Here is a 26,647-nt window from a genome sequence, read left to right on the forward strand (position 1 = left end):
CAGCAGTCGAAAGCTCCGCTGAGTTAGTTCCCTTGCGGAACGAGCGTCGCCCGAGTCACCTCACGATTCTCAGATTCTTCGAGTGCCGTCTCGACGTCTCGAAGCGGATACTCGGCGTCGAGCAAGTTCTCGTACGGATACTTGTCCTTGGTGTTCGCGAGGAACTCCAAGGCGTCGTACAGGACCCACGGGTCGTACTCGACCGCCGTCGTCACGTCGATGGACTTCCGAACGAGTTTCCCGGGGTCGAAGTCGATGTCGTGGCCGGGTCTGACGTTCCCCATCTCGAGATAGCGTCCGCCGGTTCGAAGGAGTTCGATACCTTCGTCGAACGCCTCCGGAACTCCAGCGACTTCGACAGCAACGTCGGCACCGCTCCCGTCCGTGAGTTCGCGGACACGTTCGGCACGAGCTTCGACCGTGTCGTATTCCCGGAAGTCGATAGTGTGGTCGGCACCGAACTCCTCGGCGCGTTCGAGACGCGTGTCGACGCCTTCGATGACGATTGTCTCTGCACCGCGTTCGTTCGCGTACGCCGTCGCGTTCAACCCAAGGCCGCCCGCTCCCTGTACGACGACAGTGTCGCCGTACTCGATACCCGTCTCGTTCAGGCCGAACATGACCTGCGAGAGCGCGCAGTTCGCGGCTGCAGCAACTCCGGGCGTCTCTTCTAGTTCCTCGGGGAGTTTGTAGAAGTTCTGTGTCGAGTGGACGTAGTAGTGGGTGCCCCACGGTGCGTGAAAGTGCGGCCAGACGTCGGGGGACTCGCCGGCGTACTCGTAGTCGTTCGCACAGCGATAGAACTCACCGCGTCGGCAGAATTCACAGTGCTGGCACGTCTGGAAATAGACGGGGGCGATGAGGTCGCCCTCTTCGACCGGTTGCCCGGCACTATCGGTTTCCACTTTCTCCCCGAGCTCGCTGATCCGACAGATGGCTTCGTGACCGAGGACGCAGTCCATTAACGGGTGGTCGCCTCGCCAGACGTGGAGTTCCGACCCACAGACGTTCGTCTGCTCGACTTCGGTCACGACAGCGTTCGGCTCTGGGGAGGGGACCTCGTACTCGCGGAACTCGACGCTTTCTGGCCCGTCGATGTAGACGAGGTGGCCGGTTTCGGCGTCGTCGGTCGGTTGGTCGTGCTGGCTCATGCGTCGCTGACTCCGTCCGCTTCTGCTTGCGCCTGGACGTTCGGCACGTCTTCGGGGACATCGTCGACGTAGCCGCGATAGTCGAGATACGCTCGGAAGGCGACGATGTTGTCGTCTTCGTCGAACTCCATCACGTCACAGAGCGGGACCCCATCTGCTGAGCGACCGACTCGTGTCTCGCCGTCGAGGTAGCCTTCACACACCACTGTGCCCCCTGCTTCGTGGAAGTGAGTCATATGGTGTTCGCCGCCGGTGAAGAACTCGCTGTTGTCGTTGTAGAACTGGCGGATGTTCTCTCGGCCGCTCACGACACCAGCGCGGGAGGAATGGACGACGGGGTCGTCTCCGTACAGTTCCATGACTTCGTCCGTTCCGGCGTCTGCGCTGTCCATCAACTCGAAGTAACGTTTCGCTTTCTGTACGCTCATACACTTGGCTCCTAGGCAACTATTCTCATACAACTTGAGGTGAACATGGTTTTCCATTTATAATGGTGGAAGAACCTCCATTCGGAAAAAGCGCCGGCAAAGAACTCATCGACCAGAACGAGTCGATGGCCGTAAGGAACGAATCGGCGGTCGCTACTCGCGGCCGATGTAGGCACAGACGTTCTTCGTCTGCGTGTAGGCGTCGATGGCGTCGAGACCTTTCTCGCGGCCGAACCCGCTCTTTTTGAACCCGCCGAACGGCGTCTCCTCGCCACCGGCGAACCACTCGTTGATGTAAATCTGGCCCGCGTCGACGTCACGTGCGAATCGATGCGCGCGGCCAACGTCGTTCGTGTGAATACCCGCGACCAGACCGTACTCGACGTCGTTCGCGAGTTCGAACGCTTCCTGTTCGTCTTCGAATTCGATGACCGAGAGCACCGGCCCGAAGATTTCCTCCTGTGCGATTCGCATATCAGTTTCGACGCCGTCGAAGATAGTCGGTTCGACGAAGTAGCCGTCTCGGTCGAGCGTCTCGCCACCGACGACCGGTTCACCGACTTCCTCACGGCCGAGGTCGAGATACTTCGTTACCTTCTCGAACTGCTCTTCGGAGACGAGCGGCCCCATCTCGGGGTCTTCGAGACCGGCATCGACGGTAATCTCGTGGACACGCTGGACGAGTCTGTCGAGGAACTCGTCGTGGACATCCTCGTGGACGAGTAGTCGCGACCCGGCCGAGCAGACTTGGCCAGCGTTCGCGAAAATCGATGTCTTCGTACTCTCGACAGCGGCGTCGAGGTCGGCGTCCGGGAAGACGAGATTCGGACTCTTTCCCCCGAGTTCGAGGTGGACGTTGGTGACATTTTCAAGTGCGGACTTCCCGACCTCGATACCGGTTGGCACCGACCCCGTGAAGCTCACACCATCGACAGATGGATGCGAAGAGAGAGCTGCCCCCGCCTCGTGACCGTATCCGGGGACGACGTTCAACACGCCTGCGGGGAGGCCAGCGTCGAGGGCTAGCTTTCCAACCTCGACGGCAGTCACCGGCGTCTGTTCAGCAGGCTTGACGACCGCCACGTTTCCAGCGGCCAGTGCCGGGGCGACACTCCGTCCGAAGATATTCGTCGGAAGGTTCCACGGGATGATCTGGGCCGTCACGCCGAGCGGCTCCCGAATAGTGTAATCGGCGTATTCGTCGGTCAGCGGAATGCTGTCGCCGTGAATCTTGTCGGCGAATCCGGCGTAGTACTCGAAGTACCGCGCACACGTCTCGACGTCGTTCTGGGCGTGCCAGAGGGGCTTCCCATTATCTCGGGTTTCGAGTTCGGCAAGTCGGTCCTGCTCTTGGCGTATCTTCCCGGCAATTCGGTTGAGAATTCGGCCGCGTTCTTGGGGGTCCGTCGAAGACCACTCCTCGAAGGCAGCCTCCGCTGATTCGACGGCGGCATCGACGTCTGGTTCGTCTCCACGCGCTACGTCGGCGAACGGTTCGGCGGTCGCCGGGTCCCGCGTCTCGAATCGCTCGCCGCTCTGTGCTTCGAGTAGTTCGCCGTCGACGAGTAGGTCGTACGTCTGACGGTCTGCTGGGGTGGCCATCAGTTCACACATGCCGTACTGGTTTCATTCAAATTACGGTGAACATGGGTAACGGTTTAAAGGGAGCGTCGAGTCCCGATTCGTCATTCGCGCACGATGAGATGTGGCTATCGCGCCATCGTCAGTGAAGAATTCCCAAAAGCCGCTATGGAACTACTCGACGTCAGTGTCGAGCGGGTCTGACATCTCCGAAGAATCGAGATGACAACTGATACAGTGAGAACTGTCGCTCGACCCGTCCACGGCTTCGAGCGATGGCTCGTCCGACTCACAGACGCCACCGATCTTCTGTGGACAGCGGGTGTGGAACGAACAGCCGTTCGGGGGTTCCCGGGCGTTCGGCACGTCGCCTTCGAGGCGGATTCGGGTTGACTCACTGTCCGGGTCGAGCGTCGGAATCGAGGAGAGCAGTGCACGCGTGTAGGGGTGATACGGCGGTTCGAAGATTTCGTTGGTCGAACCCTCCTCGATGATTTTCCCGAGATACATCACAGCCACTTTGTCACAGATCGTCTCGATGACGCTCAAGTCGTGGCTGATAAACAGGTAGGAGGTTCCGTACTCCTCTCGAAGGTCCTCGAGCAAGTTCAGGATACTCGCCTGCACGCTCACGTCGAGCGACGATACAGGTTCGTCGAGGACGATGAGCGAGGGATTCGCCGCGAACGCACGGGCGATAGCAACACGTTGCTGTTGGCCACCCGAGAGTTCGTGGGGAAACTTGAAGCGGACGTCACTGTTCAGATTTACTTGCTCCAACAACTCCGTAACCTGCTCCTTTCGGTCTGCCTCGGGTGCGTCCGTGAACAGTTTTAGCGGGCGCTCGATACTCTCTTCGACCGTGCGGTTCGGATTCAGACTTCGTTCGGGGTCTTGGAAGATTATCTGGCACTCGGAACGGAACTCCTTCAGTTCCGCTTTCGACAGCGCGTCAAGATCGGTCCCTTCGTACTCGATTGCACCTTCGGTAACGTCGTGGAGCTTCAACAGCGTTCGACCTAACGTACTCTTCCCACAGCCACTCTCTCCCACGAGACCGACCGCTTCTGACTCTCGAACAGTCAACGAGACGCCATCGACGGCGCGTACTGGATTGTGGTCGCCGAGGAGGTTCTTGACGAACGTTCCTGGATCGTAAAACTTCTTGAGGTCGTTCACGTGCAGAATCTCATCGCCCGCTTCAGCAGTACGGTCACTCTTCGTACCGACAGTAATCGGATCCTCGACTGCGGTCTCCCACCGCCGACACCGCGTTTCGTGATCGTCGTCGGCTGATACCGTCTCCATCTCGATGTCGTCCCGTTTGCAGTCTTCGGTGGCGAACTCGCAGCGGCTGGCGAATATACAGCCGTTCGGAATGTAGTCTAACGCCGGAATATTGCCTGGAATCGGCTTGATGTCCTTATCACTCGAGAACTCCGGCGTCGATGCGAGCAGAGCCTGCGTGTATGGGTTCGCGGGCTGTTCGAATACGTCGTCGACGGGTCCTCGTTCCAGCATTTCGCCCGCGTAGAGTATGTTCACCCGGTCTGCGATTTCGGAGATGACACCGAGGTTGTGTGTAATGAGGAGGATACCCGCGTCGTACTCGGCTTTCAGTTCCTCGACGAGGTCGAGGAACTTCGCTTGGGTCGTCACGTCGAGGCCTGTCGTCGGCTCGTCGAGTATCAAGAGTTCGGGATTACATGAAAGACCGATAGCGAGCAGTGCTCGCTGTTGCTGGCCACCTGAGAGTTCGTGCGGATAGCGTTCAGCCATCGACTCGGGGTCCGGCAGGTTCACTTGGTCGAGTACTTCGTAGACACGTTCTTCAGCCTCCGCCGAACTTGAGGTGTCTTGATGGAGTTCGATAGTCTCCCGAATTTGCTTCCCAATGCGCATGCTGGGGTTCAACGAGCGCGCTGGATTCTGGGCGACGTGCGCGATGCGCTTGCCCCGGATAGACCGAAGTTCCTTCTTCGACGCGTTGAGTAAGTCCTGCCCGTCGAACGTGATCGATCCGTCGTCGACCCAGCCATTCGAATCCAGATACCGGACGATAGCGAGCGCGAGTGTACTCTTCCCGCTTCCGCTCTCGCCCGCGATACCGACGGTTTCTCCTTTCTTGACGCTCAGTGAAACGTCTCGGAGTGCGTGAATGTAGCCGTCCGAGAGGCCGAACTTCACATCGAGAGAATCGACGTTCAGCAATGTCTCTTGGTCGATACGCCGGTCTTCGCGTTCTTGCACGTTCATTAGTGGTCACCCGTCTCTCGTGGATCGAGGACGTCACGTAGTCCATCGCCGATCAAATTCGTCGACATGACCGTCAGCATGAGCGCGATGCTCGGCCAAATCAGGAACCACGGCGTCTCGTAGATGTGTTCTCTCGCAGTCGCAATCATGTATCCCCAGTCCGGATTCGGTGGTCCGGCACCGAGTCCGAGGAACGACAGCGCCGTGCCGATCATGATAGCGTAGCCAACTCGAACCGACCCTTCGACCACGACCGGCCCGGTGACGTTCGGGAGTATCTCGCGGAAGAGGATGTGTAGTCGAGATTCGCCGCGTGCCTGCGCCGCCATCACGTACGGCTCTTCGCTCACCGACAGTGTCGCCGACCGCGTCACGCGTGCGATTCGGGGCGCGTAGACGACGCCGATTGCGAGCAAGATGTTGAAGATGCTCGACGGTAACACGACGAGGATGAGCAAGCCGAGCAACAACGTCGGCACGCTAATCATGATGTCCATCGTCCGCATCAGTAGCTCGTCGGTGCGGCCCTTGGCGTAGCCCGCCAATAGACCGATGGGAACTCCAAGCGACAGCGCGAGCGCGGTGGAACCGAAGCCGAGCAGGAGACTCGTCCGACTCCCGAGTATAACCCGTGAGAGCAAGTCTCGACCGAGATGGTCGGTCCCCAGGATGAACTTCCCACCCGGGCCAGCGTATCGGTCGGTGACGTGTGGCACAGTCGGGTCGTACGGTGCGATCACGTCACCGAATATCGCCATTGCGATGATCGGACAGAGGATGGCGAGGCCAATCAGTATCCGGCGGTTGCTCAAAAGCTGTCCGACTATCGGGGGGAGTTCGATACCATTTGACTGGTTCTCTGTCGCGTCGTTCGTAGCCATCATTGATCACCCAAACTGATCCGCGGATCGAGATACGTGTAGAGGACGTCCGCCGCGAAATTCGCCATGATGAAGGCGGTCGTCGGGATGAGAATCCCAGCCTGAATCAACGGCAGGTCCCTATTTTCGATTGCCTGCACGATGAGTTCGCCAAGCCCTGGGAAGGCGAAAATCTCTTCGATGATGACGACGCTGCCCATCATCCACCCGAAGTTGAGCGCGAGCACCGTTATCGTCGGAAGCAACCCGTTGCGGAGCGCGTGCTTGAAGAGCACGCTCGACTCTCCGACCCCTTTGAGTCGTGCTGTGCGGATAAAGTCTGATTCGAGCGTCTCGACCATCGACGACCGGGTCTGGCGGAGTACGTACGCGAGGATGACGGTGTTCATCGCCAACGCTGGCAACAGCAGATGGTGCAGCCATGGGACGAGCCCTTCGCTGGGCGGGACGTATCCGCCCTTTGGGAAGAAGTCGAAGGGTGGCGTCGTTAGGAACAACAACAGGAGCGTCGCGCTGACGAACGACGGCATGCTCAGGCCGACGTACGACCCGCTCGTCACGAGGTGGTCGATGACCGTGTCGCGCTTCGCTGCGACGAGTATGCCCAGCGGAATGGCTGTCACGACCGAGATGACCATCGCGACCACTGCGAGCTGGAGTGTGCGCATCAATCGCGGCCAGATCATGCTCGACACTGACTGTCCGGAGATGAGGCTGTTCCCGAAGTCTCCCGTAAAGACGCCGCCGACGAAATCGATGTATTGGACGGACAGCGGTCGGTCAAGACCGAGTTCGCTTTCGACCTGTGCTATCGCTTGATCAGTCGCTTCGGTTCCGAGGACGATGTTCGCGGCGCTCCCGGGGAGCAGGGTCGTTACGGCGAACACGACTGTAGCGACGACCCAGATGGAGAACACCGCGATGACGAGTCGTTTCGCGAGATACAGATAATTCATAGCTTGGCCTTGCGTTGTGATTACTTATCGACTGCACATTGGGTGACGAAGTCTTTCACGTACGTCGGGTAGAAGTCGTAGTTCTTGACGTAGTTCTTGTGTGCGCCGTAGATGGTGGGGTGGTACGTGCCAACCCATGCACCTTCCCTGTGATTGATTTCTTGGCACTTCTTCAAGTTCTTCGCCTTCGTCTCACCGTCCGTCGCCGTGACTGCCTTATTGAACGCCTCGTCGAACTTCTTGTTACTCCAGTTCGCTTCGTTCCACGGTCCTTCCGACCGGAGCGCAAGTTGGAGCACCGTTTCGCCCAGCACACGCGTCGAGTAGTTCGTGATGTACCATTCGCCGTCCTTGTTCCAGTAATCCGCGAGCCACTTCTCCTCCGTGAGTTTCTTGATCTCGAACTCGATACCGACGTTCCGCATCTGTTGTTGGAACAGTTGCGCGATAGTCTCCTTCGCGGGGACTCCGTCGTCGTAGTGGAAGGTCTTGACTTCGAACCCGCCTGCGTGCCCGGCCTCCTTGAGCAGTTGTTTCGCTTTCTTTGGCTTGGCAGTCTTTCCGAACGTGTCGTCCACCGGAAGGTTGTCGTTGTAGTACGTGTGTGCCGGCGTAATTCCGCTGTGATGTCCGAGGACGCCCTCCCCGGAGACTGCGGTGACGATTTGTTTCCGGTCGAGCGCGTACTTGATGGCTTTTCGGACCTTCGGGTCGTCGAACGGTTTGATCTTCGTGTCGAGGACGATGGGGAACTGGAGTCCGGATGCTTGCTTCTCGACTTTCGCACTGTTCGGAACGCGCTTTTTGACTTTCGAGGAGATACGGCTCACCGCGTCGATACTTCCGTCGGACAGTGCGTTGACGCGTTGAATTTCGTCCGAGAGGATGTCCCACTCTAATTTGTCGAAGTAGGGCAGGGGCTTGTCATCTACACCCTTGCGGTGGTAGTCTGACTTCGCCTCGAACGTGAGCTTATTCTTCTGGTTCCAGTTGGTGAGGGTTAGCTGGCCGGTACCGTAATCGGTGTTTTCGAGTTTTTTCGGGTCGTCGTCGAGGATTTTCTTGGGGACGACGAAGAACGCACCACCGGTTTCGGCGATGCGTTTCGGGAAGTCGATGTCCGAATTCGCCAGCGTAATCTCGACCGTCTTGTCGTCAACGGCTTTCACTTGTTCGACGTCACCCAGACTCGACGCGGACCCTGAAAACTCCTCGGACGTCAGGTACTCGTAGGTCGCTTTCACGTCGCTCGCCGTAGCCGTCTGCCCGTCGAGGTTTGCGAATGTCGCGTTTTCTTGGAGTTTGAACGTCCACTTGGTGTAGTCGTCGTTATGCTCCCACTCTTTTGCGAGGTTCGGGTGGACTTTGAAATCCTGGTCGACGCGCGTGAGGCGGTCGTACATCACCTCTCCTGTCAGGAGATCCGCGAGGAATCCCTTGAATGGGTTCATCGTCTGGATGCCTTGCTGGGCTCCGATCTTGAACGTGCCGCCACGGGGAAGACTATCAGGGGTCGTTTCGGTCGATGATTCGGTGTCGTCGCCGGCAGTCGTTCCGCCGCTCGAGGTTCCATCCTGACTACTGTTGTTTCCTGAGCAGCCTGCCAGACCTGTGAGACCGACCGCGCCGAGCGTTGCTCCGATTTTTAGAGTCGCACGTCTATTCGTCTCGGTTGGGTTCGCTTCCCCGGGCTTTGTCATACGTAGTCACACAACACGTATACTCCATTTAACGATTATGTTGAACATGTTCACACCATTAATAACATCTCTCATGGTGTTAGTGATCGTGCATCAATCTTAGAATCGAACGAATACGACCGCGTCTGGCGATTTCCGTCTTCATCTCCACTCGACTCGACCCTTCCTGCGAATCCGCGGGTGAACTTGAAAGCGAGTACTGATGGCCGGTAAAGTTAAAGTCGAATTGCTCCCACCAACTTCAATAATGCGTCGCGCTGCCATCTTAGAGGCCTACGATGAACCGCTCGAAGTACGCGAAGTCGACTCCGTCTCGCCAGCTCCAGACGGAATCGTCGTGGTTACAGACGCCTGCGGAATCTGTCGCAGTGACTGGCACGCCTGGAAGGGACACTGGCCATCCGTCCCAACGGACCACATTCTCGGGCACGAACCTGCCGGGACAGTCACCGCAGTCGGCGACGAAGTCGAACACTTCGCAGTTGGCGACGAAGTCGGCATTCCGTTCAACGTCGCCTGCGGTCACTGTGAATTCTGCTGGGAAGGCGAGTCCCACATGTGTTCAGACGGTCTCAGCCTCGGGTTTGCACCAGACCTCCCGGGCGCGTTCACCTCCGAGTTCGCCATCCCGAACGCGGACTTCAACGCGGTGCATCTCCCCGATGGAATGACGCCAGTAGAGATGGCAGCACTCGGTTGTCGGTTCGCCACGTCGTTTCATGCACTCGCACACAAAGCCGATGTCGAGGCGGGCGACTGGCTCGCCGTTCACGGCTGCGGTGGTATCGGCCTCTCGGCCGTGAATATCGCAAGCGCGCTCGGCGCGAACGTCGTGGCCGTCGACCTGAACGACGAAGCTCTCGACCTTGCATCGCAAGTCGGGGCAGTCGCAACTGTCAACGCGAACGATACCAACGACGTCCCTACTGCAGTCCAAGACATGACCGATGGCGGTGCAGACGTCTCCGTCGATGCACTCGGTATCGCTGAGACGTGCCGGAACTCCATCGAGAGCCTTGGGGTGCAGGGACAGCACGTGCAAGTCGGAATGACAACAGACGACGAAGCAGGCGAAGTGTCGCTCCCCGTCGACAGCATCGTCGGAAGCGAACTGGAACTCGTCGGCGTCAAAGGAATGCCCCCGAACCGATATTCGGAACTATTCCAGATGATCGCATCCGGTAAAGTGCAACCGGCGAAACTCGTCACCAACCGAGTTAGCCTCGAAGACGTTTCCGGCAGACTCCAGTCGATGGACGACTACGATACGCTCGGATTCGAGGTAGTCACGGCGTTCTAAGGGCGCCAGTCACGAGCAGCACACTACGAGAGTGTCTCCTCGAACTCGACCTCGTACCCGTCTGGGTCCTCGACGAATGCCACTCGACTCCCGATCTGTTCGATAGTAGTCGGCTCCATCGCGACGGGACAATCCGTCGCCTCGACGACTCGTTCGAACGTCGCATCGACGTCGTCGACACTGAACGCGAGGTGGTCGAATCCACGGGTGTCGGTTCGGTCCTCACTGTCCCTAGAGTCCGAATCACATTTAAACTGGATTTCAGCACCGTCCTCGCTTCCAACGAAGTAGTTACGCACGCCATCGATTTCGAACTCGCGGTGGAACGCGAGATCAAGTGCGCCTTCGTAGAACGCCGCCGTTCGGTCGATATCCGATACCCATACCGCAGTGTGTGCGAGGTGCATGCAGGCTCACTGAGCGCAGAAAACACGATAAACTCTTCGCTGGAAGAGGGCTACGTTCCACGGATAGATGGGGTCAGGTTCGGTTCGTTTCGACGAACTCGAATCCACGTCTGTCAACTCGGCTTCTATCGATTAGGACTGTTTACGATGGCTATGTTCCCCCAAAGTTTAATTCCCCCCTATGCAGTCCATCATGCTACGGATGAACGTGATGTCCGCCTTAGAGGCACGTGTAGATGAGCCTATCCCAGTTGCATTGATCGGTCCCGGTGTGTTCGGCGCACACCTCGTCTATCAAATAGAAGAGACGCCCGGCATGGTACCCACCATCCTCGCCGACCTCGACATAGAGAAGGCCAAACGAACGTTCGAGAAAACAGGTATCGACGCCGACGAGGTAGTGTTCTCGAACGACTCCGACGACGTAGCTGGAGCAATCGATGCGGGCAAGCGCGTCGTCACGGAAGACGGCGTCGTCGCCTCCGAGGCTCCAGTGGAGGTAGTCATCGAGACCACCGGCGACCCCCAGGCCGCCGCACGCCATGCATGGTCGGCAATCGGTGCAGAAAACGACGTCGTCATGGTCAGCGTCGAAGTCGATTCCACCATCGGTCCACTTCTTTCGCAGTACGCGTCCCAACAGGGAGTCACTTACTCGATGGCCTACGGTGACGAACCCTCGCAAGTCGTCGGCATGGTCGACTGGGCGCGAGCCAACGGATTCGAAGTCGTCGCTGCCGGGCAAGGCACCGAACTCAACTTCAATCGCCACGCGACCCACGAAGACTCACTCGACCGCTACGGCGTCACCGAGAAGTTCAGAGAAGACAACGACCCCGACCCGAAGATGTACAACACGTTCCTCGACGGCACGAAGGTTGCCGTCGAACTCTGTGCCGCAGCGAACGCGATGGGGATGCGCCCGGACGTCAGCGGCACGCACATGCCGGAGACGGACCGTGAGGGACTGCTCGAGACGTTCCGTCCGAAGGCAGACGGTGGTGTCCTTGACCAGACGGGCGTCATCGATTCGGTCACGCCTACCGACTACAGGAATCCGAGCGCGTTCGTCGTCACTCGTGCAGAAAACGAGGCCACCCAGCGATACCTTGACCAGCGGTACAATATCCTAACGGCGAACGACGGCGAATACCAACTGTTCGACCGTCAGTACCACCTACCGCCCGAGACGCTTGTCAGCGTCGCGAGCGTCGCCCTCCACGACCATCCCACCGGAGTGGTCCGCGAACAGACTTCAGAGGTCGTCGCGAAAGCGAAACGCGACCTGGAACCCGGCGAGACGCTCGCTACCGGGGAAGACACGATTTATGGCATCCTCGAAGCCGCCGACGTCGCCGACGCCGAGGGCTGGGTGCCACTTGAACTCCTGAACGGCGCGGAGGTCAAGCAGTCAATTTCGACCGACGACACTATCTCCGAAGCCGACGTCGAACTACACACCGACTCCGTGTTGTACCACCTTCGGAAACTACAAGACGAACTCGTCTAAGCGACTACGAAGACACCAAAGCGAACTCGAATACACCACTCATGACAGGGACCCTTCCACCGGTTTACGGCGGCGAGATACTGCACGTTCACCTCGATAGCGGTGAAACCACGACCGAAGCAATTTCACCAGCAGACGCACGGCGGTTCCTCGGTGGCAACGGTTTCGCTGCGAAAGCAGTGTACGACCACGTGCCGGCCGACGCTGACCCATTCGACGCGTCGAGCGTCGTCGCGTTCGCCGTTGGGCCGATGAATCTGACCCCGTTCCAGAGTACCAGTCGTGGCGTCGTCGGGTTCGTCAGTCCGTTGACGAACGGCTTTTTCGACTCGACGTTCGGTGGGACGTTCCCTCAGGCTCAGAAGACGACTGGCTACGAGCTAATCGTCCTGCATGGCGTTGCTGACGAGTTATCCTACGTCCATGTCAGCGAGGACGGAGCACGAATCGAGGATGCCACTGACTTCGCAGGGATGGATACCTACAAGACGTGTACCGCCGTCCGAGACGAGGAAGGACGTGGACACGAGACGCACGTCATCGCAGCTGGGCCTGCTGGCGAGAATCAAGTCCGATACGCGTGTTTACTACACGACGGTAAACTCCGAGAGGGCGTCGCTGGGCGCGGTGGGTCCGGAGCCGTCCTCGGGTCGAAGAACGTCAAGGCCGTCGCGGTCCGCGAGGGTGAGTTCTCTCCGGAGTTAGCCGACGAAGACGGACTCCGAGAAGCGGCAACCGGACGGATGGGTGACCTACTCCGGGAGACGGAGATGCTCCAAGAGTACGGGACGGCTGGGCTCGTCAACCCCGTCAACGAAATGGGGAAACTTGGTCGTCGAAACAACCAGTCCGAGCAGGTAGCCGACGACGAAGCCGAAGCAGTGAGTGGGGAGACGCTGAAATCCGACTACGTTACCGAAGACACCACGTGTGCGAACTGTGCAGTGCGGTGTGGCAAGCACGTCTCCGTCCAATCGGAGGGGATGACCGAAGCGAAGATACCCGAGTTCGAGAGTCTGTACGCGACCACGTCGATGCAGGAAGTGTACGACATCAAACGCGTGATGAAGGCGAACGATCTCTGTGACCGACTCGGTATCGACACCATCTCGTGGGGCGTCACGGTCGCGTTCGCTCGCGAGTGCTACGAGAAGGGACTCATCGACGAGGACGCCTCGCCCTATCTGGAGTTCGGCGACGCAGACGGTCTCGTTGAACTCGCTCGCCAGACCGCACACCGCGACGGCATCGGCGATACGCTCGCCGAAGGTTCGTTCCGGATGTCGGCTTCGCTCGCCGAGGAGGCAGACCGCTACCTACACGGGTCGAAGGGCTTGGAGTTCGCCGCTCACTCTCCGCGCGGGCTCAAGGGGATGAGCATCGGGTACGCGACTGCGACGCGCGGTGGCTCCCACCACGATACTCGGCCCACTCCACAGTACGGTGGTGAACACGCGGAAACGACGGAGGGCACACCGGAATTCGCTGCTCGTTCTCAGCATTTCACCGCTCTCGGTGATTCACTGACTCAGTGTCGGTTCGTCAGCGAGGGCGGTTGGGGTAAGGAGGTCAACGACCGCTATCGAGACGCTATCAATCTAGCGACCGGTTGGGACCTGACCACTGAGGAAGTCGAGACTATCGGTGAACGCGTCTACAATCTCGAACGGCTCATCAACGTCGAGCGCGGCGTCGCGAACCGGGAGACGGACACGCTCAGTTATCGGGTGATGCAGGAACCGATCCCCGACGGCCCGGCAGAGGGCATGTACTGCCCACCAGAAGAACTCGACCGAATGCTCACCGAGTACTACGCGTTCCGGGGCTGGGACGAAGACGGAAAGCCGACAGACGACACCGTAGCGCGACTCGACCTTGAGTCCATCCGCGCGAACTGAACAGACTTTCCTTCCTTCGAGTTCGACTTCCGTAGCCTGCCCGACCGACAGGTTGGTAGCGCGGGTTCACTTGCTTGAATTCGTAAACCGATTCATCATCGATGAATGACGGGCTTCTCTTGACACCGGTCTTTCTTATCCACAGGTACTGATCGGCGTTGATGGCGGCCCTGCGTTAGCCTGATTCGACGAGTAGCACTATACACCCTGAAATTCGCGAGCGGCGAATCCATCGGCTGTTCTGACTGTTCCCATCCTCCTCCAAATCATCGGCATGGATATTGACACGCCTGCTTTCATAGCGGCACAACCAACTCCGGAGAATTCCGGTTTCCGTGTCGGGATTGGGGTCGATTCTCTATCACCGAATTAAATTACTGTAACGAAACCCCCGTATTACCGGTATACGGATTATTCCCCGCCACCTGATGTGATTCGGTCACGCCGAAAACGCTCACGGCGACGGTCCCATCTGACGTGTCTCGAAATCTCCACCGTTTGGAGTGTGTTTGCAGAGTAGCGTTCGGTGATACGTTGGTGTTCGTCTGGGAGCGCAACGGCGTCTTCGGGGAAAAGCGCGACGACGAGGTTATTTGCGTACTGATGCACGTAATCGCCTATCCGGACGTTCAATCGGTAAATTCCACCCCTCCATCACATACGTACTGTTGTTAGAAAACGTTGTTTAGTCACAATCGCACCCCTCTTGCTCGAGTAGTTCGTCGATGGTATACTGAGTACCGCACTCCATGCAGATGACTTTGATTTCGACGAGCGTCTGTGCGTCTCCTAGTTCGATGTGATCGGCGTCGTGGAGTTGCTGGAGTTTACTCTCGACAACGGAGAGCGTTCGACCCCGCAGTCGCTGGATATTTTTAGCCTCACGTTCCACTTGGTCGTGGTCGTCCTTCGAGTACTCCGCCTCGCGATACTTGGTGAGGTAGGTCCTGATCGCCTGATACGTGACGAAATCCTCGAGAAGTTCCTCGACAGCGATACCCTCGCGTTCGAGGCGACGACGGGTTCGCGTTCGGTCGGCCGTACTAACGTCATCGCTAGTCAGTAGACGATAGTGGTTTTGGTGTTCACCGTCGAGAGAATGCATACCGGCATTAGACATGGCCGTTTCGAGCAGTCGTTGGTTAAAGTAGTCGGCAAGGTCGCGGAGACTCCAACGCTGGTCGCCGTCGGCCGTCCAGTACTGCTCCATCTCCGACCCGATTCCGTGCAGGTCGTACTCGGATATCAGGCGTGCGACCTTGCTTTTTCTCCCGCCCGTCGAGTCATCGTCGCTTTCAGCCGTCTCCATGGTTGGAGGGAGTTCGCATGGTGTAAAAATGTAATTGTTGGCCATGCCCACCGTCAAATTGACTGAGTATGGTGACTCATTGGTTCCATAACAGTAGTACTTGTGTTATGATTAGTGCGAAGAATCTCGATTAGTCGAGGTCTTTTGTCGAGACAGTCGCTCCCCGATACTTCACGCCGATGATGTTCGACGCTTCGCGAAGTCGCTCTGGGAGTTCAGTTCGAAAGCGCTTGGCTTTGACACGGCTAACGGGTCCTGAGATAGAAATTGCCCCGATAAGATCGTCGAACCCATGCACTGGTGCAGCGATCGCACGTAGTCCGACGGCGGCCTCCTCGTCGTCGAACGCGATTCCCTCCTCCCGAATCGTCTCCAACTCGCTCAGTAGTTCCGACCGGTCCGTTATCGTGTTCTTCGTCACCGCTTCGAGTCCGTACTCGTCGAGTATTTCGACGACACGGTCTTCATCCATGTGCGCGAGAGCGACTTTCCCTGCCGCTGTCGCATGGAGTGGCCACCGACTGCCCAACGTATACGCGCCAGTTTCGACGGCGCGTTCGTTGCCAGTCTTGTACACGTAGATCGCTTGACCGTGTTCTTCGACCATCAACCAAACGAACTCGCCAACTTCCTGTGCGAGGTTCTTGGCCTCGCTCGTCCCGTGTCGATAGATGCCGATGTGGTTCTCTTTGACCTTCTCGCCGATTTCGAAGTAGCGCAGTCCCGGCCGATAGTGATAGTCCTCTTCGACGACGTATTTTCGTCGCCGTAGTGTCGCGAGATGGGCGTGGACGCTACTAGGAGAGCGGCCGACGGTCTCTGCTAACTCTGTTACTGTCATCGGCTCTCGTTCGACGAGCGCCTCCAAGATATCGAGAGATGTGTCGACCGCTTTCACGGTTCGGTGGGCGTCGTCCGTGTGCTCCTCTGCCATACCTCATAGAGATACTACCCCTCAATCAATTTGTCGCTGTTCACAAGACAATTCGTCTCTCACCCTCTGCCTCTGATTCGTATGGTCGTAATCGAGCGGGTTCAGTAATGCTGAACGTATCGTCCGAACCCCTCGTTCGGGCCGAAAACAGACGTATTCGACGGTCTCTCAGTCTGTAGTCTCCGTCGAATTCAGTACTGTTGAACGCCGGCGAAAAATCACTGCTCGTGGAGGAGATTGATTTCGACCACGTTTGCGGCCTCACAGAGAAGTTCGGGCAGAATTTCGTCGAACCGTTCGCCCTTCATCCGTGTTTCCGGACTCGAGACGCTGATTGAACCGATTGCGATGTTCTCTCGGTTGGTAATGGGTGCAGCGACACACCGCACGCGCTCGATGCGTTCACCCCGATTCTGCGCGAAGCCTTGCTCGCGAATCTGGGCTAACTCGTCGTACAGCTCCTCGCGCGTCGCAACGGTGCGGCTCGTTTTCGCGTCCAGACCATGGTCGTCGATTATTTCCTCGACTTGGGCTTGAGGGAGGTGTGCGAGTATTGCCTTGCCGAGGGCCGTGCAGTGGAGGTCGATGTACTTTCCGGACCGAGTGTCGTGGTTGACTGCCTTCGTTCCTTTCGTCTTGTAGAGGTAGATGCCGCGATTTTGTGCGGGCACCATTAGGTTCGCTACCTCTCCTGTCTCTTCGGCGAGGTCGTCGATGACGGGTCTGGCGACGCGATACAGTCTCTCGTTGCTGCGCGCATACTCTCCGTAGTGGAGGAATTTGAATCCGATTCGATACTCGTCGTCTGCTCTTCGGACGTAGCCATGTTCCAACAGCGTCTGAAGATGGTTGTGAACGGTACTTTTCGGCAGTTCGAGGTAGTCAGATAGGTCACAGAGTCGTGCACCGTCTAACTGCTCGAGCGCTTCGATGATAGTGAACGTCCGTTCGGTTGCTTTCACCGGATTCTTTGCGAGTTCCCCCATGTTCCCACATCCCATACGTCATCATCCATCATAAACCCTCTTCACTATCACTGAACACTCTCCCATCAGTAACAACCGACCGTTCCGTCCTTTCTTGGGTCAGTCGCTCCAGACAACACACCTGACTGATACCGAGCGAACTGGCCTCCACCGAACTCCTCAGGAGGACGGACTTGGACATCGTGACCCCGACGCGCCAACTTTGCAAGTAGGTCGTCCGTCATTCTCGCTTCGACCGAAAGAACGCCGCTTTCTCGATATCGCCACCGTGGAGCGTCGAGTGCTGTCTGTAAGGAGTCCTGACAATCGAGGACGTTCGAAAGCACTTGGAGGTGTCCCTGTGGTTGCATGAACCCTCCCATGACGCCGAACGCCGCCCAGTCGTCCGCGCCGAACCGGACCAGTGCCGGAATCAGCGTATGGAACGGTCGCTTGCCGGGTTCGAGACGGTTCGGATGCTCTGGATCGAGCGAGAACGACCGCCCACGGTTCTGCAGTGCGATACCGGTATCTCCTGCGACGAGGCCGGACCCGAATCCTTTGAACAACGAGTTGATGAACGTGACGACGTTCCCGTCGCCGTCGGCGACCGTCAAGAGAACAGTGTCGGCATCTTCTGCATTCGATTCAGGGACACCAATCGAGACGTTCGTCGCCGCCGCTTCACCGACTGTCGCGGCGCGCTCGCTCGCATACTGCTTCGAAGCCAGCGGTGGCACGTCTTCGTACTCGGGGTCGGTGATGTAGTGATGACCGTCGTGGAACGCTAGCTTGAGTGCCTCTACGAGATAGTGTGTCCGACGAGGTGATTGGGCGGGCAGTTCACCGACGCCGAGTTCCTCCGCGATGTTGAGAGCTTCGAGGGCGACGAGACCCTGATTGTTCGGCGGGAGTTCGTAGATTTCAGCACCACCGTACGTTGTTGAGACGGGGTCCACGAACTCCGGTTCGAACGAGGCGAGGTCGTCGGTGCTCAGCAATCCACCTTTCTCCCGTACTTCATCGACTATCGCGTCGGCTATCGACCCTTCGTAGACGACGTCGGCCCCCTCGCTTGCAATCGTGCGAAGCGAATCCCCGAGGTCTGGTAGTCGAATCACTTCACCCACTCGTGGCGACCGGCCGTCGAGTAAGAACGTCTCGCGGGCGTTCTGGTCCTCGAATAGCGTCTCTGCGTGCGTCCACTTCTGCGCGACGAACTCGGTCACGGGATAGCCCTGTTCTGCGTACTCGATTGCTGGCCGAAGCACCTCCGCCAACGAACGGCGACCGAACGTCTCGACGGTCGTCTCCCACCCACGAGCGGTTCCTGGAACGGTTACCGTGTGAGGGCCCGTCAGTGGGTATGTCACGTCTTCGGGCGCGCACTCTTGTTCTTCGGCGAGTATCGCTCGTACATTCTCGATTGTTGCGTCGGCAGGCGCACCACCACAGGAACGCATCGCACCGACGTCGCCGTCGGCGGTTCGGTACAACATGAATGCGTCACCACCGAGTCCCGTACTCGTCGGTTCGACGACGTTCAGGGTCGCCGCTGTGGCGACGGCGGCGTCGAACGCGTTTCCTCCCTCTCGAAGGATTTCGATGCCAGCCGTCGCGGCGAGTGGTTGACTCGTCGCAATAATGCCGTCGTTCCCGTACACGACTGACCGCCGGGAGCCAAATCTATCGAGGTCTACCGCTGTCTCGGTCCCCACCATGTCATACTCTCGCAGTGCGCGTAGAAATAAATGAATCGCCGCAATGGCGGCGTCGCTCCTCGTCGGGGAAACAGCCATATACGTAGTTGGTGATACCAGTATCCGGAGGTACGAGAGAATGGAAGCGTTCGACCTCGACTCGATAGGCACGTTCATCGCGCTCGGGGGGAGTTTTTCGACGCACAGACGACAGGACAGCCAACCAGAGTGGCCCATCCTCTGGACTGTCCCAGCACAAGCAATCATCCCGGAAGAGGAACCGATCCAGATTCCGTCATACGTCGAAGACGTGGTTCCCGGTCCGGAACCGGCGGTCGTCATCGGCGACGTCGGGGACGGTCTCTGGCAGGCGTCAGAATCGGAAGCCGCAGAGGCGGTCAAAGGGTTCACTGTCTCCAACGACGTGACGGCGAAGGGGAAGTTCCCCGCGTACCCCTACCCCGACCAAGAGGGGTCGCTGGGTCGCGGCTACAAGATTTTCCCGTCGTTTAGTCCGACGCTGTCGGGCTACGAACCACTCGCTGCGGACGCCATCGACGAGGGCACCAACGTCGAGGCAGTCGTGGACGGGGAGACGGTCGTCTCCGGGTCGACCGACACGATGGATTGGACTGTCGCGGAACTCGTTGCGCACGTCAGCAAGATTATCAACCTACAGGAGAACGACGTGATTTCGCTCGGCGACCCCTCGCAACCGACGGGGTACCTCGACGACGCCGAGGAAGTGACGTGCATCGTCGAGAACGTCGGCGAACTCACGAACCCAGTCGAGCGAATGGAGTGAGTGTCAGAGACCGAACAGCGCGGAGACGACGAACAGTGTCACTGAACTGACAACGAGCAGGCTCACGAATACGACGATGACTGGTCGAAGACCCGTGTCGCGTACGTCGGCAACTCGGATGTGCATTCCGAGGCCGGCGAATGCGAGGAGGAAGAGCCACTGGTAGGCGTGTCGGGCCGACGTGACCTGTGTGGGTGTGAGGATGCCGAGGTTGGCGACAACCATTACGGCTACGAACCCGAGGACGAATTTGGGGAACTTCGTCCAGAGCAGCGATAGCGAGTCGATGGATCGGGTAGACGTCGCGCGACGACGGGCATAGTAGACGGAGTATGCGACGACTGCGAGTCCGATGAAGAGGTTGCGGGTGAGCTTCGTCACGGTTGCCCACTGTCCAGCGGTTTCTGAGTAGGCGAAACCAGCGGCCGCGACCGGGCCGGTGCTGAACATGCTCAGCCCGGCCCAGACGCCGAAGACGGTATCAGTGAGTCCGAGCAGGTGGCCGACCAGTGGGTATGCTGCGAGCGTGAGCGCGTCGAACAGCAGAATGGTGGCGACGGCGTACGCGATTTGGTCTTCGTCGGCGTGGATACTTCCGGAGACGGCGACGATAGCTGAGACGCCACAGATGCTCGCGCCCGCTGCGAGCAGTGACCCAGTTTTGTCGGCCATTCCGAACACGTTTCGAGAGACGAACTCGATGAGGAGGCAGGTGAACACGATAACGGCGATCACCAAGCCGATGAGTGTCGGCCCGGCGTCCAGAATTGAGTCGAGCGTCAGTCGGATACCCATCAGTACGATTCCGGTCTCTAGGAGGAGTTTGTGTGAATTGACACCTGCTCGTGCCCAGTCGGGAACGCCGTAGAGATTAGTCAATAGCGCTCCGAGTGCGATTGCGACGATGAGGTAGTTGGCACCGGGGACGAGGACTGCGACCGTTCGTGCGCAGATGCCGATGACCGCGAGAAGCGCGAGACCACCGAGTACGTCTGAGTACTGGACGGCGGTGCGCTTCAGTGCCATCGAGTTCACCACGGCACGGGAACGTCGAGTGCAACTGCGATGAGGAAGACGAATCCAAGCAGAACGGCCTTCCAGCCCCGGTCGATTGCCGACCAGTAGAACTGGACACGGCCAACTGCCGACTCCACGCGAGAGTCGTCGCTGTCGGTAGTCGTGGCGGTCATCTCCGTAGCGAAAGCCGCCGTGCATCTTCATAAAGATTCGTGAGATACTACCACGTCGAATCGGTAATCGAATAAGCAGTTCAGTTCCTGAAACCTCCACAATCTTTATTCTTGGTCTCGTGAAGGTCTGAACCGATGACGGACGACATGCTCGAACTAGAGATGAGTCCGACTTCGGCCGCCATCGTCGAGCAGTGCCTCTCGGTCACGCCCGACGACGAAGTGTTGGTCATCACGGACCCACGCAAGGTCGGAGTCGCAAAAAGTATCGCCACCGCCTCGAACGCCATCGGCGCAGAGACAGTCACCGCAATCATGCCACTCTTAGAGAGCCACGGCAACGACCCACCCGACACTATCGCCGACGCGATGGCGACGGCCGACGTGGCGTTCACCTGCACCACCCACGCAATCACCCACACCCGAGCACGGTTACGAGCAGCAGAACAAGGCACACGAATCGGCATCCTGCGAAGCGTCACGGAAGACATGATGGTCGAAGGCGCGATGACCGTCGACTTCGAGACCCTCCGCAGACGGACGGAAGCACTCGCGGACATCGTCACCGACGCTTCTCACGCCCACGTCACCAGCGACAAGGGCACCGACATCGAATTCAGTATCGACGGCTGTCAGGCGTTCTCACTCGACGGCTACTTCCACGAAGAGTACGGGTTTGCGACGCTCCCCCCGGGCGAGTCACCGACGCATCCCGCCGAAGGAACAGCCAACGGCACCATCGTCATCGACGTGTCGATGGACAACATCGGCCACCTCGACGACCCTATCGAACTAACGTTCGAAAACGGCTTCGTCACCGACGTCACCGGTGGCGACGAAGCCGAGGAACTCCGTGCCATCCTCGACCGAAGCGACGAGAACGCGGGCAACCTCGCCGAGTTCGCAATCGGGACGAACCCAAAAGCGAAACTCATCGGCAACCTGGCGGAAGACAAGAAACTCGCGGGCACGATTCACTTCGCCATCGGCGACAACGAATCGCTCGGCGGCACGACTAAGAGCAACATCCACCTCGATGGCGTCGTTCGAACGCCAACGGTCCAACTGGACGACCTCGTCGTCGTCGAGAATGGCGTTCTCGACACCGACCTGCTCGACGAACACCAGCGGTCGTGACGACTATGGAACTCGAATCCGCGGACGTCCACCGACTATCGGTGCCGATGCGTGGCTCATATGGGAGCGCACACCACCGAGAGTTCACCACGATGGAATCGACGCTGGTCGTCCTCACCGACACTGATGGTAGACGAGGAATTGGGACTGCAGACGCAACACCCGGCTACTCCCGCCAGACGCACGACGACATCCAACGGTCGCTAACCGACCACATATTGCCGTCGCTCCTTGACCGCAACCCCAGGCATCCGAACGGACTCGACGCCTTGTTGAGAGAGTTCCACGGGATACCGAATGCGAAGTGTGCCGTCGAAATGGCGTGGTTGGACCTGTACTGCCGACGTGACGACCGACCACTCCACGGCCTACTGAACGGCCCACTGCAAGAGCGAGTGGCACTCAACGGCTGGGTCGGCATCGACACGCCTGCCGAGATGGCGAGCGAAGCACGAACATGGCGTGACGACGGCTATCAGTCAGTGAAAATTAAGCTCTCAGGCGACCCAGAAGGAGATATCGAGCGAGTACAGGCCGTCTGTGACGCGGTCGCTGACGAGATGCAGGTTCGTGCCGACGTCAACGCGGGGTACGACGTCGAGACTGCAATCGACGTCGCACGGCGACTCGAATCGCTTCCACTGGTGCATCTCGAACAACCAGTCCCGAAAGACGACATCGCTGGACTGGCCGCGGTCACCGAATCGACGACTACCACGATTATGGCCGACGAGTGCATCCAAACCGCTGGAGACGCGTTCGAGGTGCTCAAAGGAGAGGCCGCGGATAGAATCAAAGTGAAGGCGCTCCGCCTCGGTGGGTTGTTTGGAACGCGCCGAGTTCAGGATGCCGCGGACCTCGCGGGTGTCGAGTGTGTCCTCGGACACGGGTTCGGACTCACGCCCGCGACGAGCGCGGAACTGCAACTGGCGGCGACGCAGTCGAACGTTTTCGAGGGTGTCGAGTGCGTCGGTCCGTTGAAGATGCAAGTCGAACCCTTCGAGCCAGCTATCGACTTCGAAGATGGTACTGCCGTCCTTCCAGATGGGCCGGGACTCGGTGTCGACTTGGCTGGCGACGAACTCGATGAATTCGTCACACAGTCTGCACGGGTAGAACGCTAACGAAGTCACGGACAAGCGAGGTGTTATGGAACCAGCGGCCAGTAGACGGTCCACGAGAGCGCGATGACGGCGACGGCGTAGGCGAGCGTGATCACACCAACGACGAACACGTCCCGATTGGTTACAGGGCCGCGCTCGGTCACGATGAGAGCAGGCGGCATGTGGAAGGGCAAAAGCGTGGCAGAGCCGACGACGATGACCACCGAGAGCGCGAGGTATCGGCCATCGATGCCTAGTGCGCTCGCCAACGAGAGGACGATTGGGAGCACGATTGCCAAGCAGGCGGAGGCCGTCGAGAAGAACACTCGGAGCGTGAGGATGATAGTGAGCAAGACGGCGACGGCAATTGGGATAGAGTACGTCCCGATTGGAACCACGGCGAGCAGTTGATCCACGACGAACGCTATTGCGCCGATGTCACGCATCACGCTGATGAGTGAGAGCATCGCTCCGAACAGGAAGAGGATTCCCCAGTTGAGTTGCTTTACGTCCTCGGACGAGAGTATCTTGACGCCGGGAAGTGCGAGCACCAGCACTGCGAGCAGTGGCGGGAGGATTGTTGGAACACCGGTCAGCGACCCGACCACCCAGCCGAGAATTGTGAGGACTAGCAGACCAGCAACGACTCGCTGTTGGTGATTCAGGAATTCTCCTTGGGAGTTAGTTTCTTCAGACACTGTCTCTGGTCCGGACCGCGCGTTGTCATCGACGGGATACAACCGCTCGATGGTTAGTGTCGTCAGGATGTAGACGGCGACGATGGGCGGTGTCATGTGGACGGCCCATCCGAGCCACGTTATTGGTTCGCCCGACGCTCGGATGATCTCCGAAGAGAGAATCGCCATTCCACCCCCAGTCATCAACGCGAGCGAGGCGATAGGATTGAGCTGGCCGAGGACTAGCAGCGACGCTCGTGGAAAGTTGCTGTCGGTCGAACAGTCGAAACGGTCGCTCAGTCGCTCGACGATGGGTAGAAACGTAACGGTCCGTGCGATTCCGGAGGGCATGACGAACGCGAGCGTCAGTATATTCGCCGAGAGCAGCCAGTAGGACCGGCGGGGTGTGGACGCAGTCGCCACCAATTGCCCGGCGAGTCGGTCTGCGAGTCCGACGTTCGAGATAGCGGACCCAAGTAATAGTAGGAGAAAGAGAAAGAACACGAGGCGTGAGGCGAACCCTGCTGCTGCTTCTGCAAACGAGTCGGTGATGCCGGTGAGGAACAGGAGGCAGACGCTCGTGACGCTCGCAATCGTCAACGGGACGGGTTTCGCTAACCACAGTACGACCGAGAATAGGAAGACGGCGAGGACTCGCTGCACGTCGGTCCGAACACCCGGAACAGGAGCAACGCTACCCACTGCTAGAACAATGAGCGCTAACAACAGCCCCCAGATGTGCGGACTCACCAGTCTTCGCCGCACTCGCACGAGTCTGCTCGGACGCTGTGTCCCGTCCATTAGCTCAGCCCTCGTGTCCATTCCGTAAAGCGCCGCCTCCGAGGACGAACTGGATGACGCGACGCAACGACCTATACGTTCGGACTCTGGGACAGACTGCAGTGCTCGCAATGGTTTTGTACCGTTGTCCCGTCTATACGATGACTCATGCAGGGGTTGGTCGACCAAGACGTGCAACCGTTCGAAGCACTCAGTGACCCCGTAAGTGGCGATATTGAGTTGACGACGGGCGTCGAGGCAGACGAATCAGCAGTACAGGCCGCGCTCGATGGAATGGACGTACTCTTCACGACATCTCGACTTCCGATCTCGCGGCGAGTACTCGAAGACTCACAGTTGCAGGTCGTCGCCAAACTGGGCACCGGACTCGACAACATCGACTTGGACGCCGCCAGCGAGTTCGGGATTCTGGTTACGCACACGCCCGGCGTCAACGCGCTGTCGGTTGCAGAGCACACCCTCGGCCTTCTGCTAGCCAACCTTCGCCAGACATCGTACTGTCAACGACTCCTCGAATCCGGCCACTGGCGCGACGAGACGCCCGTCGGAACACAACTGTCTGGAACGACTGTTGGTATCGTCGGCTACGGCGATATCGGCCGTCGGTTTGCACGTCTCTTAGACGGCTTCAACGTCACGGTACTCGCCACTGACCCCTACGTTCAACCGGAGGAAGCTGAGCTCACTGGTGCAGAATTAACCAGCTTAGACGACCTCCTTGAACGAAGCGACGTCGTCACCGTGAACGCTGAGTTAACTGAAGAGACACGAGGTCTGCTTGGCGAAGCGGAATTTGCGGCGATGCAGTCATCGGCAGTCGTAGTGAACACTGCGCGGGGCGCTATCGTGGACGAAATCGCGTTGGTCGATGCACTCCGGGATGGAGCTATCGCTGGTGCCGGGTTGGACGTGTTCGAGTCAGAGCCACTCGCGGCCGATTCGCCGCTCCACGACTTTGACAACGTGACGCTGACGCCACATATCGCGGCGCGGACGAAGCAGGCGAGCGTCGAGTGTATCGACCGGTTGGCGACGAACGCACTCGCGTTGCTGAACGGTGAGCCGGTACCGGACAGGTATCTCGCTGTTCCGCCACGTGACTAGAGGTTCGAGCTTCCCGCTCCGCCGTCGACTGGGATGGCGACACCGTTCACGAAGCTCGATTGGTCCGAGCAGAGGAACGCGACAGTGGTGCCGAGTTCCATCGGATCGCCGATTCTACCGAGTGGTATCCCTTGACCGCGAGCGTCGAGTCCGTCTTCGTATGAGTCGTACTCGTCGCGTTCGACGCTCTGCTCGACGAGTTCCTGCATGCGAGCAGTCTCGTGTGGCCCAGGCAGGACGGCGTTCGCCCGGACCTCGGGTGCGAGCTCTTTCGAGAGCGTCTTTTCGAGGCCGATGACGCCCATCCGAACGGAGTTCGAGAGCACCAACGAGTCGATGGCTTCCTTGACGCTTCGCGATGTTATCGTGACGATGGTGCCGCCGTCGTCTTCGCCGAGTGCGTCGGCCGCTTCGCGGACGATGCGGACGACACTCATGACGAGTAGGTCGAATGCGTGATACCAGTCCTCGTCGCTCGTGTCGAGGAAGGGACCGCTCGGTGGACCGCCGGCGGAGGTGACGAGGTGGTCGAGACGCCCGAACTCGTCCAGCGTCGTCTCGACGAGTCGTTCGATATCGTCGGGGTCGGTGAGGTCGCCTTGCTGACCGATTACTCGTCCTGATGCGACGTCCTGTATGTCTGTGACAGCGGCCTGTAATCGGTCTTCGTCGCGGCCGTTGACGACGACGTTCGCTCCGCTTTCTGCAAGTGCGGTTGCTGATGCTTTGCCCAGACCGCTACTCGATGCTGTGACTAGCGCAGTGTTTCCGTCGAGGTCGTACCCCATAGCGCAGTGAATTCCACGTACTCATATAAAATAGGCACCCTGTCTGAACACGATGTTCGATGTCGT

At 58.8% G+C, this 26,647-nt stretch carries 23 protein-coding genes; 7 read left to right on the top strand and 16 right to left on the bottom strand.

The window, feature by feature from the left end; all coding sequences use genetic code 11:
• Positions 1-23 precede the first annotated feature (23 nt).
• The 7 genes from F7R90_RS21320 to F7R90_RS21350 all read right to left on the bottom strand — a co-directional run bounded on the left by F7R90_RS21320 (position 24) and on the right by F7R90_RS21350 (position 8,953).
• Positions 24-1,151, bottom strand: a complete 1,128-nt coding sequence (locus F7R90_RS21320) for a zinc-binding dehydrogenase (RefSeq protein ID WP_158059590.1) — start codon at positions 1,149-1,151, stop codon at positions 24-26.
• On the bottom strand, positions 1,148-1,579 hold the full coding sequence (locus F7R90_RS21325) for a nuclear transport factor 2 family protein (protein WP_192498511.1): 432 nt from the start codon (positions 1,577-1,579) through the stop codon (positions 1,148-1,150). Before F7R90_RS21325 ends, F7R90_RS21320 begins: the two co-directional genes overlap by 4 nt.
• A 153-nt stretch (positions 1,580-1,732) precedes the next feature.
• Complete coding sequence (locus F7R90_RS21330; RefSeq protein ID WP_158059592.1) at positions 1,733-3,181, bottom strand: aldehyde dehydrogenase family protein; 1,449 nt, start codon at positions 3,179-3,181, stop codon at positions 1,733-1,735.
• A gap of 153 nt (positions 3,182-3,334) precedes the next feature.
• Positions 3,335-5,416: a dipeptide ABC transporter ATP-binding protein gene (locus tag F7R90_RS21335; RefSeq protein WP_158059593.1), complete on the bottom strand. Its 2,082-nt coding sequence runs from the start codon at positions 5,414-5,416 to the stop codon at positions 3,335-3,337.
• Complete coding sequence (locus F7R90_RS21340; protein WP_225741374.1) at positions 5,416-6,300, bottom strand: ABC transporter permease; 885 nt, start codon at positions 6,298-6,300, stop codon at positions 5,416-5,418. Before F7R90_RS21340 ends, F7R90_RS21335 begins: the two co-directional genes overlap by 1 nt.
• Positions 6,297-7,253 (bottom strand): ABC transporter permease, encoded by a 957-nt coding sequence (locus F7R90_RS21345; protein ID WP_158059594.1) that lies wholly within the window; start codon positions 7,251-7,253, stop codon positions 6,297-6,299. Before F7R90_RS21345 ends, F7R90_RS21340 begins: the two co-directional genes overlap by 4 nt.
• A gap of 20 nt (positions 7,254-7,273) precedes the next feature.
• Positions 7,274-8,953, bottom strand: a complete 1,680-nt coding sequence (locus tag F7R90_RS21350) for an ABC transporter substrate-binding protein (RefSeq protein WP_158059595.1) — start codon at positions 8,951-8,953, stop codon at positions 7,274-7,276.
• A 247-nt stretch (positions 8,954-9,200) separates the two neighbouring features.
• On the opposite strand from F7R90_RS21350, the gene F7R90_RS21355 reads away from it, so the two are divergent.
• A complete protein-coding gene (locus F7R90_RS21355) occupies positions 9,201-10,253 on the top strand; it encodes a zinc-dependent alcohol dehydrogenase family protein (RefSeq protein ID WP_158059596.1) in 1,053 nt (350 codons plus the stop codon).
• A 23-nt stretch (positions 10,254-10,276) separates the two neighbouring features.
• Here the strand turns inward: F7R90_RS21355 and F7R90_RS21360 are convergent, their stop codons facing one another.
• Positions 10,277-10,660, bottom strand: coding sequence for a VOC family protein (locus F7R90_RS21360; RefSeq protein WP_158059597.1), 384 nt, complete (start codon positions 10,658-10,660; stop codon positions 10,277-10,279).
• 181 nt (positions 10,661-10,841) lie between these two features.
• Between F7R90_RS21360 and F7R90_RS21365 the strand changes: the two genes are divergently transcribed.
• Entirely contained in the window at positions 10,842-12,170 is a 1,329-nt protein-coding gene (locus F7R90_RS21365; protein WP_158059598.1) for a hypothetical protein, read from the top strand.
• A 41-nt stretch (positions 12,171-12,211) separates the two neighbouring features.
• Positions 12,212-14,068, top strand: coding sequence for an aldehyde ferredoxin oxidoreductase family protein (locus F7R90_RS21370; protein WP_158059599.1), 1,857 nt, complete (start codon positions 12,212-12,214; stop codon positions 14,066-14,068).
• Between the two features lie 685 nt (positions 14,069-14,753).
• On the opposite strand, the gene rdfA is transcribed toward F7R90_RS21370, so the two are convergent.
• The 4 genes from rdfA to F7R90_RS21390 form a co-directional block, all read right to left on the bottom strand.
• The gene (gene rdfA / locus F7R90_RS21375) at positions 14,754-15,377 is read right to left on the bottom strand and encodes a rod-determining factor RdfA (protein WP_158059600.1); all 624 of its coding nucleotides are present in this window, start codon (positions 15,375-15,377) and stop codon (positions 14,754-14,756) included.
• 130 nt (positions 15,378-15,507) lie between these two features.
• Positions 15,508-16,311 (bottom strand): IclR family transcriptional regulator, encoded by an 804-nt coding sequence (locus F7R90_RS21380; RefSeq protein WP_158059601.1) that lies wholly within the window; start codon positions 16,309-16,311, stop codon positions 15,508-15,510.
• 218 nt (positions 16,312-16,529) lie between these two features.
• Positions 16,530-17,297: an IclR family transcriptional regulator gene (locus F7R90_RS21385; protein WP_158059602.1), complete on the bottom strand. Its 768-nt coding sequence runs from the start codon at positions 17,295-17,297 to the stop codon at positions 16,530-16,532.
• Between the two features lie 65 nt (positions 17,298-17,362).
• Complete coding sequence (locus F7R90_RS21390) at positions 17,363-18,997, bottom strand: gamma-glutamyltransferase family protein (RefSeq protein WP_158059603.1); 1,635 nt, start codon at positions 18,995-18,997, stop codon at positions 17,363-17,365.
• Between the two features lie 118 nt (positions 18,998-19,115).
• Here F7R90_RS21390 and F7R90_RS21395 point away from each other — a divergent pair, with 118 nt between their 5' ends.
• Positions 19,116-19,781 carry a fumarylacetoacetate hydrolase family protein gene (locus F7R90_RS21395; protein ID WP_192498512.1) on the top strand — a complete coding sequence of 222 codons (666 nt, stop codon included), beginning with the start codon at positions 19,116-19,118 and terminating at the stop codon, positions 19,779-19,781.
• A gap of 3 nt (positions 19,782-19,784) precedes the next feature.
• On the opposite strand, the gene F7R90_RS21400 is transcribed toward F7R90_RS21395, so the two are convergent.
• Both F7R90_RS21400 and F7R90_RS22435 read right to left on the bottom strand, forming a co-directional pair.
• The gene (locus tag F7R90_RS21400; RefSeq protein WP_158059605.1) at positions 19,785-20,807 is read right to left on the bottom strand and encodes a YeiH family protein; all 1,023 of its coding nucleotides are present in this window, start codon (positions 20,805-20,807) and stop codon (positions 19,785-19,787) included.
• A gap of 5 nt (positions 20,808-20,812) precedes the next feature.
• Entirely contained in the window at positions 20,813-20,971 is a 159-nt protein-coding gene (locus tag F7R90_RS22435) for a hypothetical protein (RefSeq protein WP_192498513.1), read from the bottom strand.
• 135 nt (positions 20,972-21,106) lie between these two features.
• Between F7R90_RS22435 and F7R90_RS21405 the strand changes: the two genes are divergently transcribed.
• Together F7R90_RS21405 and F7R90_RS21410 are read left to right on the top strand one after the other, a co-directional pair.
• The gene (locus tag F7R90_RS21405; protein WP_158059606.1) at positions 21,107-22,108 is read left to right on the top strand and encodes an aminopeptidase; all 1,002 of its coding nucleotides are present in this window, start codon (positions 21,107-21,109) and stop codon (positions 22,106-22,108) included.
• 5 nt (positions 22,109-22,113) lie between these two features.
• Positions 22,114-23,232 carry a mandelate racemase/muconate lactonizing enzyme family protein gene (locus F7R90_RS21410; RefSeq protein ID WP_158059607.1) on the top strand — a complete coding sequence of 373 codons (1,119 nt, stop codon included), beginning with the start codon at positions 22,114-22,116 and terminating at the stop codon, positions 23,230-23,232.
• A gap of 23 nt (positions 23,233-23,255) precedes the next feature.
• Here the strand turns inward: F7R90_RS21410 and F7R90_RS21415 are convergent, their stop codons facing one another.
• A complete protein-coding gene (locus F7R90_RS21415; RefSeq protein WP_158059608.1) occupies positions 23,256-24,710 on the bottom strand; it encodes an SLC13 family permease in 1,455 nt (484 codons plus the stop codon).
• Between the two features lie 126 nt (positions 24,711-24,836).
• Here F7R90_RS21415 and F7R90_RS21420 point away from each other — a divergent pair, with 126 nt between their 5' ends.
• Positions 24,837-25,793 (top strand): NAD(P)-dependent oxidoreductase, encoded by a 957-nt coding sequence (locus F7R90_RS21420; RefSeq protein WP_158059609.1) that lies wholly within the window; start codon positions 24,837-24,839, stop codon positions 25,791-25,793.
• On the opposite strand, the gene F7R90_RS21425 is transcribed toward F7R90_RS21420, so the two are convergent.
• On the bottom strand, positions 25,790-26,581 hold the full coding sequence (locus tag F7R90_RS21425) for an SDR family oxidoreductase (protein ID WP_158059610.1): 792 nt from the start codon (positions 26,579-26,581) through the stop codon (positions 25,790-25,792). The two genes, F7R90_RS21420 and F7R90_RS21425, sit on opposite strands and share 4 nt — an antisense overlap.
• Positions 26,582-26,647: the final 66 nt, after the last annotated feature.

Origin of the sequence: Halorussus halophilus (genome assembly GCF_008831545.1) — an archaeon.
GTDB lineage: Archaea > Halobacteriota > Halobacteria > Halobacteriales > Haladaptataceae > Halorussus > Halorussus halophilus.